This is a genomic window from Paenibacillus sp. 01T422 (genome assembly GCF_056398785.1).
The window spans coordinates 1-13,852 of the sequence record NZ_JBFTQB010000056.1 but is presented as its reverse complement, the minus strand read 5'-3'; the positions used below and the strand labels follow the sequence as shown (position 1 = coordinate 13,852).

Annotated in this window: 15 protein-coding genes and 1 other annotated feature; of the genes, 14 read left to right on the top strand and 1 reads right to left on the bottom strand. The window is 48.7% G+C overall.

Annotated elements, in window-relative coordinates:
* The 11 genes from AC1DUA_RS05300 to leuS all read left to right on the top strand — a co-directional run.
* A partial coding sequence (locus tag AC1DUA_RS05300) for an alpha/beta hydrolase (protein ID WP_477498724.1) occupies positions 1–575 on the top strand: 575 nt, incomplete at its 5' end.
* Positions 576–665: 90 nt separating this feature from the next.
* On the top strand, positions 666–1,160 hold the full coding sequence (locus AC1DUA_RS05295) for a YqeG family HAD IIIA-type phosphatase (RefSeq protein ID WP_477498723.1): 495 nt from the start codon (positions 666–668) through the stop codon (positions 1,158–1,160).
* 8 nt (positions 1,161–1,168) lie between these two features.
* Positions 1,169–2,284 (top strand): ribosome biogenesis GTPase YqeH, encoded by a 1,116-nt coding sequence (yqeH, locus tag AC1DUA_RS05290; protein WP_477498722.1) that lies wholly within the window; start codon positions 1,169–1,171, stop codon positions 2,282–2,284.
* A 12-nt stretch (positions 2,285–2,296) separates the two neighbouring features.
* Positions 2,297–3,157, top strand: a complete 861-nt coding sequence (gene aroE / locus AC1DUA_RS05285; RefSeq protein ID WP_477498721.1) for a shikimate dehydrogenase — start codon at positions 2,297–2,299, stop codon at positions 3,155–3,157.
* A 20-nt stretch (positions 3,158–3,177) separates the two neighbouring features.
* Entirely contained in the window at positions 3,178–3,471 is a 294-nt protein-coding gene (gene yhbY, locus AC1DUA_RS05280) for a ribosome assembly RNA-binding protein YhbY (RefSeq protein ID WP_477498720.1), read from the top strand.
* A 12-nt stretch (positions 3,472–3,483) separates the two neighbouring features.
* Positions 3,484–4,071: a nicotinate-nucleotide adenylyltransferase gene (locus tag AC1DUA_RS05275; protein WP_477498719.1), complete on the top strand. Its 588-nt coding sequence runs from the start codon at positions 3,484–3,486 to the stop codon at positions 4,069–4,071.
* Positions 4,061–4,627: a bis(5'-nucleosyl)-tetraphosphatase (symmetrical) YqeK gene (yqeK, locus tag AC1DUA_RS05270; RefSeq protein ID WP_477498718.1), complete on the top strand. Its 567-nt coding sequence runs from the start codon at positions 4,061–4,063 to the stop codon at positions 4,625–4,627. The genes AC1DUA_RS05275 and yqeK overlap by 11 nt, the downstream gene beginning before the upstream one ends.
* 18 nt (positions 4,628–4,645) lie before the next feature.
* Positions 4,646–4,993: a ribosome silencing factor gene (rsfS, locus tag AC1DUA_RS05265; protein WP_477498717.1), complete on the top strand. Its 348-nt coding sequence runs from the start codon at positions 4,646–4,648 to the stop codon at positions 4,991–4,993.
* Positions 4,990–5,883: a CvfB family protein gene (locus AC1DUA_RS05260; protein ID WP_477498716.1), complete on the top strand. Its 894-nt coding sequence runs from the start codon at positions 4,990–4,992 to the stop codon at positions 5,881–5,883. The genes rsfS and AC1DUA_RS05260 overlap by 4 nt, the downstream gene beginning before the upstream one ends.
* A gap of 1 nt (position 5,884) precedes the next feature.
* Positions 5,885–6,646 carry a class I SAM-dependent DNA methyltransferase gene (locus AC1DUA_RS05255; RefSeq protein WP_477498715.1) on the top strand — a complete coding sequence of 254 codons (762 nt, stop codon included), beginning with the start codon at positions 5,885–5,887 and terminating at the stop codon, positions 6,644–6,646.
* A gap of 69 nt (positions 6,647–6,715) precedes the next feature.
* Positions 6,716–6,953: a binding site (T-box leader), on the top strand.
* Positions 6,954–7,016: 63 nt separating this feature from the next.
* Positions 7,017–9,476, top strand: coding sequence for a leucine--tRNA ligase (gene leuS, locus AC1DUA_RS05250; protein ID WP_477498714.1), 2,460 nt, complete (start codon positions 7,017–7,019; stop codon positions 9,474–9,476).
* A 12-nt stretch (positions 9,477–9,488) separates the two neighbouring features.
* Here leuS and comER read toward each other — a convergent pair whose 3' ends face one another.
* Positions 9,489–10,328 (bottom strand): late competence protein ComER, encoded by an 840-nt coding sequence (gene comER, locus AC1DUA_RS05245; RefSeq protein WP_477498713.1) that lies wholly within the window; start codon positions 10,326–10,328, stop codon positions 9,489–9,491.
* A gap of 271 nt (positions 10,329–10,599) precedes the next feature.
* Between comER and AC1DUA_RS05240 the strand changes: the two genes are divergently transcribed.
* From AC1DUA_RS05240 to AC1DUA_RS05230, 3 genes are all read left to right on the top strand, one after another.
* Positions 10,600–11,073 (top strand): ComEA family DNA-binding protein, encoded by a 474-nt coding sequence (locus tag AC1DUA_RS05240; RefSeq protein WP_477498712.1) that lies wholly within the window; start codon positions 10,600–10,602, stop codon positions 11,071–11,073.
* An 87-nt stretch (positions 11,074–11,160) separates the two neighbouring features.
* The gene (locus tag AC1DUA_RS05235; RefSeq protein WP_477498711.1) at positions 11,161–11,673 is read left to right on the top strand and encodes a deoxycytidylate deaminase; all 513 of its coding nucleotides are present in this window, start codon (positions 11,161–11,163) and stop codon (positions 11,671–11,673) included.
* Between the two features lie 92 nt (positions 11,674–11,765).
* Positions 11,766–13,852: ComEC/Rec2 family competence protein (locus AC1DUA_RS05230; protein WP_477498710.1), on the top strand; the 2,087-nt coding region annotated here is incomplete at its 3' end.

Here is a 13,852-nt window from a genome sequence, read left to right as displayed (position 1 = left end):
CGGCCAAGCTAGGGATTGCTGTTCTTATGCCAGCTGTTAACCGCAGTTTTTATACGGATATGGCGGCAGGTCCGAAGTACTGGACGTTTATTAGCGAGGAACTGCCGGCGATTGCTAGATCCTTTTTCCCGTTGGCTGAGGAAAGAGAATTGAATTATGCTGCGGGATTGTCGATGGGTGGATATGGCGCGATGAAGCTGGCGCTTACTCATCCAGATCGGTTTGCTGCTGCTGCCAGCTTGTCAGGCGCCGTAGATATTTCGCATCGAGCATTGAACTTTCCGGATGAATTCAAGCTGATTTATGGCGATGTGACGACTATCAAAGGTAGTAAGAATGATTTGTTCTACTTGGCAGAGCAGGTGAATGTTAGCAAGGGACCGAAGCCGGCCTTATATCAGTGCTGCGGCACGGAAGATTTCTTATATGAAGATAATATCCGTTTCCGTAATTATTGCAGGGAATTGAGTCTGGACTTGACCTATGAGGAAGGTCCCGGGGAACATGAGTGGGGCTATTGGGATCGTAAAATTCAAAATGTCCTGAACTGGCTGCCGCTTCCAGCCCGTACCTAGTGGGAAAATATGTTCTTTTCTTTTTGCAACAAACGGGTCACTATGGTATAGTTTCTCGTATATGTCGAGGAAGCAGTGGAGGGAAATGGTTTGCTGAAAAAGCTCGTACCCAGACAGTCCGTGCATACAATCTATGATATTGATGCCAATCATCTATGGGGATTTGGTGTTCGCGGTATCATTACCGATCTCGATAACACACTCGTAGGCGCGCGCGATCCGCATGCGACTCCAGAGTTAATAGAGTGGTTGAACCGATTGCAGAAGATGGGCTTCAAGGTCGTCATCGTGTCCAACAACAATCATGGGCGCGTATCCGCCTTTGCGGAGCCGTTAGGCATTCCATTCATTCACAGAGCCAAGAAACCATGGAACGTTTCATTTCACAGAGCTATGAAGCTGCTTGGTACGAATGCGAGACAAACTGCGGTCATAGGCGATCAAATGCTGACGGATGTACTTGGCGGCAATCGAATGGGGCTTTACACGATTCTGGTAAATCCGATTTCTATTAATGACGAAGGTTTTTTCACACGAATTAACCGGCGGATTGAGAAATGGGCGAATGCCAGGATGAAGAATTAGGAGGTTTCATGAGTACAGAAACGATTAATCATTGTGCGGGATGCGGCGTATTGCTGCAAACAGAAGACAAAAGCAAGCTCGGATTTATTCCGGCAGAAGCGCTGCAGAAGGAACCGGTTATTTGCCAGCGCTGCTACCGGATCAAGCATTATAATGAATCATCGAGTATCACGCTGCAGCAGGACGACTTCCTGAAATTGCTTGGACATGTCGGCCAAACCAAGGCGCTAGTTGTGAAGATTGTGGACATTTTTGATTTTGAAGGCAGCATGATCAGCAGTTTGGGTCGTTTTGTCGGATCGAATCCGGTGCTGCTTGTCGTCAATAAGATTGACTTGCTGCCGAAGGTGACCAATGCCAACAAGATCATCAACTGGGTGCAGCGTAGAGCCAAAGAGGCCAACCTTAAGGTTGTTGACATTGTGCTCTGCAGCGCGAAGAAAAACATCGGTTTCGATCGCGTAATTACCGCAGTGCAGGAATACCGCGGTGACATGGATGTGTACGTTGTTGGTGCTACGAATGTCGGCAAATCGACGCTTATTAACCGTTTAATCAGCGATTACAGCGATTTGGAAGCGGAGCTTACAACATCCCAATACCCGGGCACGACGCTGGATTTGGTCAAAATCCYGCTCGACGATGGCCGGTTTATCGTAGATACGCCGGGGATTGTACACTTGCACCGTCTAACCGAGGTTGTGAAGAAACGTGATTTGGTTCGTATCATGCCAGATAAGCCGCTCAAACCGGTTGTTTTTCAGTTGAATGAAGAACAAACGTTGTTTTTTGGCGCGCTAGCTCGGTTTGATTTTATAAAAGGCGACCACCAGTCGTTCACATGCTACACGTCCAACGCGATCCRAATACATCGCACGAAGTTGGAGCGGGCAGATGATCTGTACGCAGATCACAAAGGTGTCATGCTTGCGCCTCCGAATGAAGAGGATTTGGACGAACTGCCTCCGCTTGTGAAGCACGGGCTGAACATTCCTAAGGGGAAGCAAATGGATGTGCTCATCTCCGGCCTAGGTTGGATCAAAGTGAACAGCCTAGCTGGTTCACAGCTTGCCGTTCATGCACCGAAGGGGATCAAGGTTATCACACGGGAGTCATTGATATAGGGGGACCAGACCATGGAGAAGAGCCGGGCGATTGACAGTCATACGATTCTATATGGGGTTTTCGGAGATCCGATTCGGCATTCCCGTTCTCCCATCATGCTGAATCGTGCTTTTCAAGAAGCAGACATTAACGCGGTTTATGCTGCTTTTCATGTGCGTCCTAACGAACTTGGGGAAGCAGTTCGGGGGATTCGGGCGCTGGGTTATCGAGGAATTAATGTCACGATTCCTCATAAAGTAGAAGTTATGCAGTATCTGGACGAGATTGACGAGGGAGCTCGGGTCGTTGGCGCGGTGAATACAATCGTGAATGAAGACGGCAAGCTCATCGGTTACAATACGGACGGTATCGGTTATGTACGATCGCTCAAAGAAGAGACTGGCATTGACTTGTTGGGGAAAAGTGTTCTTGTACTCGGAGCAGGCGGAGCCGCTAGAGGTGTTGCCTATGCGCTCGCCAAAGAGGGAGCAGGCTGCATTTATATTGCAAACCGAACCAAAGAGCGTGCTTTGGAGCTTGCGGAGACAATCAGCGCTTTTACGAAGACAATCGGTCTTGGACTGGATGAGATTTCRAATGTCGTAGATGAAGTGGAATTCGTACTGAATACAACCTCGGCAGGCATGCATCCACACACGGATGAACTCCCGATGCCGATTGAACTTTTAAGAGAACATCATCTCGTTAGTGATTTGATCTATAATCCGCGTATTACGAGGTTCCTTCGAGAGGCTGAAGCCTTGGGAGCTCGCATTCATGGCGGACTAGGCATGTTTATTTATCAAGGTGCTTTTGCTTTTGAATACTGGACTGGTCAACCTGCGCCCGTTGCGGCGATGAGACAGGTGGTAGAACAGTCGTTAGCTGAATAAGAATGAATAGAGGGACATCAATGTTAACAGGCAAACAGAAACGTTATTTGCGCTCGCTAGCGCACCATGTAGATCCAATTTTCCAAGTAGGAAAAGGCGGCGTGAACGATCACTTAATCCGTCACATCCAAGAAGCGCTGGAAGTTCGTGAATTGATCAAAATTACAGTGCTGAACAACAGTGGAGAAGATCGTGCTGAAGTAGGCGCTGAATTGTCCGAGAAATCCGGCGCTGAGCTCGTACAAGTGATCGGTAAAATGGTCGTGCTTTACAAAGAATCGCGTGATAAGAAAAAGATTGAACTGCCGAGCTAAAGAGGTGTAAGCATGCTTGTCGGAATTATGGGTGGAACCTTTGACCCGATCCATACCGGTCATTTGATCGCAGCGGAGCGGGCGAGGGTGGAAGCAGGATTAGACGAAGTCTGGCTGATGCCGGCTAATGTGCCGCCGCATAAGCCCAATGCGCCGAAGGCCACTACGCAGCAGCGCTGGGAGATGGTTTGCCTTGCTGCGGAAGGGAATCCTTTTTTTCGTCCGATTGATATCGAAATCAGTAAAGGCGGCGTATCTTATAGTATCGATACGATTGAATTGCTGCGCAAAGAATATCCCACTACAGAATTTGCTTATATTATAGGTGCAGATATGGTTCAATATTTGCCGCAGTGGCATCGCATCGATGACATCGTGCGGCATATTCGTTTTATCGGTTTAGCCAGACCTGGCTACGAACTGGATATGGCGCATATGTCGGCTAACATCCGCTCCCGTGTAACCATTGTCCCTATGCCGCTTGTTGAAATTTCATCCACGTCAATTCGCGAGGAGCGAGGGCAGCAACGATCGGTCCGGTACCTTGTTCCAGAAGTCGTGAATGGTTACATGGAGGTGAACCGATTGTATGAAGCGTGAGAAGCTAATCGCCGCAGTTAAAGAACAGATGCCCGAGAGGCGCTGGCTCCATACACTTGGTGTCATGGAAACAAGCGTCATCCTTGCGAAGCGATTCGGTGGAGATCCTGTCAAGGCAGATCTTGCAGCTATTTTACATGACTATTGCAAGTATTGGCCTGTGCAGGAGCAAGCTAAGATTATTCGCGAGAATGGGCTGCCGCAAGATTTATTGGATTTTGACAAGGAGCTTTGGCATTCTCATGCTGGGGCGTTCATTGCTCAGTCGCAATTTGGTATTCAGGACGAGGAGATATTGGATGCAATCCGGTATCATACCTCAGGTCGCGAACGGATGACATTGCTGGACAAAATCGTATGTTTAGCGGATTATATGGAGCCAGGCCRTGAATTCCCCGGGGTTGAGCTCATCCGCGAAGAAGCCAAGACCAGCTTGGAGAAGGCGCTAGTTGTCGGTTTTGATTCTACGATTCGGTTTTTAATTGAAAAAGGAAAACGAATTTATCCGCTTACCATTTTGACACGGAATGATTTGATTCAACAAATAAACACCTAACTTATGGAGGTTGATTGAATGAGTAAAAACCCAGAGGAAGTTTTAGCATTTGTCGTTGAGGCGGCTGAGGATAAAAAAGCAGCAGACGTTGTAACTCTTAATCTGCAAGGCGTATCCATGATTGCGGATTATTTCGTTATCTGCCACGGAAATTCAGAAACACAAGTACAGGCGATTGCCAGCGAAGCTAGAAAGAAAGCGCACGAATACGGCGTTACAATCAGAGGTTATGAAGGTATTGACACGGCTAGATGGGTTCTGCTTGATTTAGGAGACGTTGTTCTGCACGTATTCCACCGCGATGATCGCGAATACTATAACATCGAAAGACTTTGGTCCGATGCCAAAGTTGTGGAGCGCGTATGAGACTGGAAGCAGGATCCCTCGTTACCCTTGAGGTAGCGAGGGAAGTTCCGCCTAACGGTTATTTTCTGAGTGACGGCTATCAGGATGTACTGTTACCGTATGCGGAAATTGTGGGCAAGATCAAACCTGGTGAGCATGTGGAAGCCTTTTTATTCCATGATACGCAGGACAGGCTGATGGCTACCATGAAACGTCCGTTAATCCAGTTGGGCGAAGTCGGGTTGCTGGAGGTTGTCGATATTCACCCGAGATTTGGTTACTTTCTGGAGATGGGATTAGGCCGCAACTTGCTTCTTCCTTATCGTCATGTGCCGGAATTCGAGGAATTGCGACCTCAAGTAGGGGACAAGGTGTTTGCAACGTTAGCTCATGACCGTCAAGGTCGCTTAATTGCGAAGCTGGCTCTGGAAGACGATCTGGCTCCACTTTGTGTGCGTGCTCCCGCAAGCTGGAGCAACCGCTGGGTGAAAGCCCGTGTGTACAGACCGCTGCAGATGGGTACATTCGTTATTTGCGAAGCTGGCGTTCTCGGTTACGGTGTAATCGGCCTCATCGCTCCTACGGAGAGAACACGTTTACTTCGCGTGGGCGAACTTGTTGAAGTGCGAGTCGCCTTCGTTCGCGAAGAGGATGGTCGCGTGAACCTGTCCATGAGACAACCGAAGGAAAAAGGCATGGATGAAGATGCTGAGAAAATTCTTAGTGTGTTAAAGTCGCGACCTGGAAATGCCATGCCATTTTCAGATAAAACGTCTGCCGATATCATTAAGGAGCGGTTTGCCCTAAGCAAAGCGGCATTTAAGCGTGCACTAGGCAAGCTGATGAAAGACGGGCTCATCTATCAGGAGGACGATTGGACCTATCTGAAACAAGAGGAGAATCCTAGTTAAAATGAGCTATGAGAAATTTGCCTATACGTACGACCGTCTAATGAACAGTATGCCTTACGAGGATTGGTTTCGTTTCGTCAAAGAAAGCTTTGAGCGGTTTGGCGTGAAGCCGGTTTCGATCGTGGATCTCGGCTGCGGTACTGGCAATTTGACGATTCCGCTGGCGCTAGAAGGTTATCAGATGACAGGAATAGACTTGTCGGAGGATATGCTGGCTGTAGCTGAACAGAAAGCAGGAGAGCAGCCTCAGCTTGCGCGCAGCGGAGCTGTTCGCTTATTTCAGCAGGATTTGCGAGAGTGGGAGATTGGTGAACCGGTTGATGCCGCTCTATCATTCTGTGATAGTCTGAACTATCTGCTAGAGGAAGAGGACATCGTAGATGCTTTTCGTCAAACCTATGAAGGCCTTAAGCCAGGCGGATTATTCCTGTTCGATGTGCATACGCCTGAGCAGCTGTTTGCCTATGCGGAGTCTCAGCCCTTTTTCTTGAACGAAGATGATGTAGCCTACATTTGGACAAGCGAGTTGGATGAGGAAAGAGTTCAAATTCAGCACGAATTGACCATCTTTGTCAAAGAGGAAGGCGGCAAGGAACTGTTCCGACGGATTGATGAAACGCATGAGCAGCGTGCGTATGAGCTAGATTGGCTAGAACAAATGCTGCGAGCGGCAGGGTTTCGTGAAGTACACAAGGCTGCTGACTTTACGTGGGAACAGCCTACGAAGCTGACAGAGCGGGCTTTCTTTATTGCAAGGAAATAAAAGCATAAGGAGCCCCGCCGCTTGACAGTACGGCATTATTTTACATATAATCAAAGCTAATCAGATGATCACAAAGCTTGGAAGAGGATTAGTAACTTGCACAGCATCTCGCAGAGAGCCGGTTAAAGGGTGGAAGCCGGTAGATGTCCGTCATGTGAACTCGCCTTGGAGCTAGATGGTGAATCGCCATGCACGTTGGCGCTAGCCGGATCGTTTCACCCGCGTTAAGGGGCAGAGTGAACACAGGCAAAGTATGCCTCGTGTTAACTAGGGTGGTACCACGGGAATCTAACCTCTCGTCCCTAGCGATATCCGCTAGCGATGAGGGGTTTTTTGGCGCTTATAGCCGTACACAGGGAGGAAATTTCACATGACACAGGAAACGAAAGAAACAAAGGAATTACAAGGCTAYAATCCACAAGCGATTGAGCCCAAATGGCAAGGTTATTGGGATGCCAAGAAAACATTCAAAGTGCTGGAAAACTCGGATAAACCGAAATTTTATGCGCTGGATATGTTTCCGTACCCTTCAGGAGCCGGTCTGCATGTAGGACATCCGGAAGGTTATACGGCAACGGACATCGTGTCCCGTTTTAAACGGATGAGAGGCTATAACGTTCTTCACCCAATGGGCTGGGACGCGTTCGGACTTCCGGCTGAGCAATACGCGTTGGATACAGGGAATGATCCGCGTGACTTTACGAAGAAAAATATCGATACTTTCCGTCGTCAAATCAAATCGCTCGGGTTCTCCTACGATTGGGATCGTGAGATCTCCACGACAGATCCGGAGTATTACAAATGGACACAATGGATCTTCATCCAGTTGTACAACAAAGGGCTTGCTTATGTAGATGAAGTACCTGTGAACTGGTGTCCAGCACTAGGAACAGTGCTTGCCAATGAAGAGGTCATCGACGGTCTGAGTGAACGTGGTAACCACCCGGTTATTCGTAAACCGATGCGTCAGTGGATTTTGAGAATTACGGAATATGCTGAGCGCTTGCTTGAGGATCTGGAGGAGCTTGACTGGTCGGAGAGCATTAAGGATATGCAGCGCAACTGGATCGGTAAATCGACTGGGGCTGAAGTTCAATTTGCTATCGAAGGGCATGAAGAGAAGAGCCTGACCGTATTTACAACACGCCCAGACACTTTGTTCGGAGCGACTTATTGCGTACTTGCCCCTGAGCACGAGCTTGTCGAGCAAATTACGACGGATGGGCAATCTGCTGCTGTGAAGGAATATCAAGAAAAAGCTTCCCGCAAAAGCGATCTGGAGCGCACGGATTTGGCTAAGGACAAAACAGGCGTATTCACCGGTGCTTATGCGATTAATCCTGTAAATGGCGGGAAAGTGCCGATCTGGATCGCTGATTATGTACTTGGCGGTTACGGTACGGGAGCGATCATGGCTGTGCCTGGACACGATCAACGTGACTGGGAGTTTGCTAAACAGTTTGATCTGCCGATTATTGAAGTCGTGCAAGGCGGCAATGTAGAGAAAGAAGCTTATGCTGGAGATGGCGCTCATGTGAATTCCGGACCAATTGATGGCATGAACATTGAGCAAGGAATTAGCCATATGATCGCTTGGCTTGAAGAGAGCGGCAAAGGCCGCGGTAAGGTCACTTACCGTTTGAGAGACTGGTTGTTCAGCCGTCAAAGATACTGGGGAGAGCCGATTCCGATTCTTCATCTGGAAGATGGCACTATGAAGCCTGTACCAGTTGACCAGCTTCCGCTTCTGCTTCCGCAAGTCGATGAAATTAAACCTTCGGGTACAGGGGAATCACCGCTAGCGAACGTATCGGAATGGGTGAATACGATCGATCCAGAAACGGGCATGAAAGCCCGCCGCGAGACGAATACGATGCCGCAATGGGCTGGCAGCTGCTGGTACTACCTGCGCTTCATCGATCCTCGCAATGATAAAGAGTTCTGTTCACAAGAGCTTCAACAGCAATGGCTGCCAGTTGATCTATATATCGGCGGCGCAGAGCATGCGGTACTTCACTTGCTGTATGCCCGTTTCTGGCATAAAGTGCTTTATGATCTTGGATTTGTTCATACCAAAGAGCCGTTCCATAAGCTGGTGAACCAAGGGATGATTCTTGGCGAGAATATGGAGAAGATGAGTAAATCACGCGGCAACGTTGTAAATCCGGATGATATCGTGAGCGATCAAGGCGCGGATACACTGCGTATTTACGAAATGTTCATGGGCCCGCTTGAAGCGACAAAACCATGGAATACGACGGGTGTGGACGGAATTTACCGCTATTTGAACCGTGTGTGGAGGCTGTTTGTGGATGAGAACGGTCAAGTTCAATCCAAAATCAGCGCGGATGAAACACTTGGAAGTGACACGTTCAAACGAACATGGCATCGTTCCATCAAAAAAATCACCGAGGATTTCGAAGCACTGCGGTTCAATACGGCAATCAGCCAAATGATGATTTTCGTCAATGAAGCTTACAAAACGGAGCGTTTACCGCTCGAAGCAATGAAAAACTTCGTTCAGATGTTGTCTCCGCTTGCACCGCATTTGGCGGAAGAGCTGTGGGAGAAGCTTGGTGGTACGGAGTCGATTACGTACACGCCATGGCCGACTTATGACGAAGCTTGGACCGTCGATAATGAAATTGAGATCGTGGTACAGGTTAACGGCAAAATTGTGGACCGCGTGCTGATTTCAAAAGATACCGATGAAGCTGCGATGGAGAAAATCGCTTTTGATCTTGATAAAGTCAAAGAAGCGACCGCCGGAAAGGCCGTTCGCAAATTGATTGTTGTAAAAGGGAAGTTAGTGAACATCGTTGTAGGCTAGTCAAAAGAAAGACTATTGAGAAGACTGCTGCTTGATTGTTAATTGCTGCTCAGTCTTCTCAAGGTCTTCTTGATATTTGGCGTGAGTAGCGCGGATGACGCGTGAGAAAACGCCGGAAAGTTCTTCATCCAAAATACGCAATCCTTCGGCTGTAATACCGCCGGGCACAGAGACGCGTTTCCGCAAGGTCACAGGGTTGAATCCGCCCGTCGTCAGCAGCTTGCCTGTTCCAAGTGTCATCTCACTAGCAAGCAGAGTTGCTTCTTCAGGGGAGATGCCTGTTACTTCAACCGCTGCATCGATGAAAGATTGAACGAAATTGGCAAGAAATGCAGGACCGCAGCTCGATAGGTCGGATGAGATACGTGTATAATTTTCAGAGACCCGAATCGGGGACGAGATATGAGCGAATAAATTTTCAAGCCATTCTTTATCCTCTGGCTGCATCCGATTACCATGAATACAGAGTGTAGCACCGCTTAATACATAGTTCGTAATACTTGGAATGATTTTGCTTATTTTCGATGGCAAAAGACCTTCCAAATGCTTGATCAGCACAGGACTTGTAATGGATACGATGAATTGGGTGGGAAGCACGTCCTCTTTAATTTCATCAATAACCTTTTTAAATTCAGAAGGCTTCACACAAAGGAAAATAATATCGCTCTCCAGCACGACTTCTCTATTCGATTGGGCTACCAGAAGCCCAGGATATGTCTCCGCAAGAAGCTCAACTTTACGAATCGTACGATTTCCTGCAATTATTTGCTCCGGATTGAAAGCCCCAGAATGAATGAACGCTTCAATCAGAATACTTCCCATACTGCCAGTACCGATGAATCCTGCTTTCATCTAGTAATCCCTCCCGAAAAAATCAGTCACTTTCGTTAATATTTATAGAACGGGGTTAGTTTTGGATGCCATTCGGATGCTTTTTCATGTATATGCACGCTTCTCTGTCATTATGAAAGATTAGCTTGTTTTTTTATTATGCCTGTTAATTTTTAATGTTAGGAGGGAATTCGTGATCGTATTTCGATATCGAAAATATCTGTATCTTTCTATAATTGTTTGTTTTGTCGTTTTTATCGTGTGGCCTTATATGACAGGAGGACGGTCATCGATGATACAGACGGGGTTTGAACCCGTGAATGCGCAAATAGAAGCTCTGATCGTGGAAGGGGAGGAAACAGCTCTAGGAACCTCATCTGCTTCTGCTGCTCATTCAACTCCTGCAACTTCCGCAACCTCTGAAACCTCAACTCCCTCCACCCCAGGCGCGTCTCCGGCTGCCTCAATTGCAAACATCACTTCTGAATCACCTATATCGAAGCCAAAAGGAAGTCCAAGCCCAGATGCAAGAGCTATTGCGAGCCCATCACCGCCGCCTTCTCATGGTCTATTGGATTTGAACACCGCAACGCTTAAGCAATTAAATGATTTGCCAGGGATAGGTGAGAGCAAAGCAAGAGCAATTCTGGATTACCGCATGAAAAAAGGGAGATTTAGCAAGGTTGAAGAGCTAACGGAGGTGAAGGGCATTGGGGATAAAATGCTGGAGAAGCTGAAGCCTCTTGTTTACGTAACTTCAATATAGTCCTTTCTTCCATTTGGAGATGAAGTATGAGAGAATACTAGAAATGAAAAAAGGAATATATAGGACACATGGGAGGGGGAGCTTACGATGAGTAACCGCAAAGACTGGGATACTTACTTTCTAGATATTGCCTATATGGCTTCCACGCGTTCCAGATGCAATCGACGGCACGTCGGAGCTGTGCTTGTTCAAGGCAAAAAGCTGCTCGGAACTGCTTATAATGGTGCTCCAATGGGGGTAGCTGATTGTACAGAAGCAGGCTGCATGCTTGTTGAAGAAATCGAGCTGAAAGTGGTGGAGGATGTTGAGGAAGTAGTGCGCAAGCAGCGCTGTATTCGCACCATCCACGCCGAGCAAAATCTTCTTCTGTTTACAGATCGCGAGGATCGGGAGGGCTCTACCGTCTATGTCACCGATCAGCCCTGCTGGACTTGTGCAAATATGCTCGCTAACAGCGGTGTGACCGAGATTGTTTTCCATCGCGGCTATCCGAAGGATAACGAGAAAGTCAACCAGTTAATGTCTGCTAGAGGCATCACCTTCCGCTCTATGGAAGGGTATGAACCTCCGCCTGGCACTGTATCTGACGTCGTGAATTAATCAATTTTAAATCGATATTGAGGAAGAACCTCATTCCAGCAGCAGCCTAATTCAAAAGGCTCTGTCGGAATGAGGTTTTTTGTTTATCTTGAATGGAGGATCAAACTCAAATGAAACGACCAGTTGTTATAGGATGCTGTCTGTGGATAACTGGCTATGTGCTCGCGCTCTACAGCGAGCTGCCGTGGTTGTCGATGACGACGAGCGCGCTAATGCTTGCGGCGATCGTTGTCATCCACCTGCTGCGGCTGCCCGGCAGACAGCCGCTGTGCGCTCTCCTGCTGGTCGGAGTAGCCTACGGATACTTCCAATGGACCGACCAGCGCAACGTCACAGCCCTGCTGCCCCTCGCGCAGCAGGAGAACCCGGACGGCCGCGAAGTCACGCTGCTCGGCCGGTTCAGTTCCCCTGTCACCGTCGATGGCGACAGGGCCAGCTTTACCATGGAAGCGGAGTCCATCCGCTTCCAGGAGGGCCACGCTTTCCCGCTCGGCGGGGAAAGCGTGCAGGTCTCGCTGCGCTTGCTGGCGCAGGCGCAGCAGGAGGTGGCGTCGGCCTGGCGCCGAGGCGACGCCCTGACGCTCACGGGGACGCTGCGCAGCCCGTCCCTGGCCCGTAACTTCGGCGGCTTCGACTACCGCCGATATCTGCGCCTTCACCACACCCATTGGCAGCTCTTGGCCAAAGGGGTGGATCAGGCGCAGGTGCAGCCTGCGGCTGCGCGCTACAGCGCAGTTCAGCTGCTGCGCTGGAACGACCTGCTGCGGGAGAGCCTCAGCCGCCGCATGGACCTGATTTTCCCCGCGCCGCAGGCGGGGTTTATGAAGAGCATGCTGATCGGGTTGACCGACGATCTGGATCCCGAACGCTTTCAGCAATTTTCGGAGCTGGGACTGACCCATATTTTAGCCATATCAGGCTTGAATGTTGCTGTGTTCCTAGGCGTTTGCTTCTGGGGTATGCGGCGCTTAAAACTAACGAAAGAAACGTATTTGCGCATATGCTTTTGGCTGCTTCCCTTCTACATACTGCTGACAGGGGCATCTCCGTCCATTGTAAGAGCGGGATTGATGGCCATGGTGGCATTATACGCGGCAAGGAAAGGAGTAACGAAGGATGTGTTGCATAGCATGGCGATCGTGGCTTGGATCATGCTGGTGTGGAATCCGTTTTGGCGGCAATGGTTTCTCGGCAACATGGATGAGCCGCCGATTAGGTTAGAGAGTGTACAAGATAGAGGGATCAGGAGACACATAATTGGGCTATGGCTTGCTGTAGGAGGTTTCCTTATCCTCTTGTGGATAGGCTATTCCCCAGACCGACTCGAAAAGACCGGACTTGTTCAATTTTTGGATGTCGGTCAAGGGGATGCCATTTTAATCCGAACACCATATGGCCGAAATCTCCTAATAGATGGCGGAGGTACAATTACGTTCAGCAAGGCTGGCGAGGGTTGGAAAGTACGAAAAGATCCTTATGAAGTAGGGAAAAAACTGCTTGTTCCGTTGCTCAAAAAACGTGGTGTTCATCAATTGGATTTCCTTGTGTTGTCCCACGAAGATGCCGATCACAGCGGAGGGCTTCAGGCTGTAATTGAGCAAATTCCTGTTAAGCAATTCGTGTTCAACGGCACCTACAATCCCAATAAGGGCATTGAGAAACTATTCCTAACCGCCTTAGATCGCAAATTTCCGATGCTTGCTGGAGAGCAAAGCGATTGGATACCAGTAGATCCTGTAACCCGACTACGGGTGTTGTATCCTTTTTCAGAAACGGTGGGAAATACGGAGGTTGTGAAGGAGCAAAACGAATATTCCGTCGTACTCTTGCTGGAAATGCTGGGGACGAAGTGGCTTTTTACAGGAGACATGGGAAAGGATTCAGAGCTGGCGCTCCTAAGTCGTTTGCGAGAAAACAATGAGCCGCCTCGCCTCGATGTTTTGAAAATAGCTCACCACGGGAGCAAATACTCAACTTCGCAGGAATGGCTGGAATATTGGCAGCCCCGAACGGCTGTGATTTCAGTAGGAGCTGGAAACCTATATGGTCATCCTGCGCCAGATGTCTTGGACCGCTTAAGTAATATCGGTACGCATGTATATCGAACGGACCAGATGGGAGAGGTGCAGTTAGAAGTGCGTAAGGATGGCATACTCTCACGTACCAAAATCAATGAAGT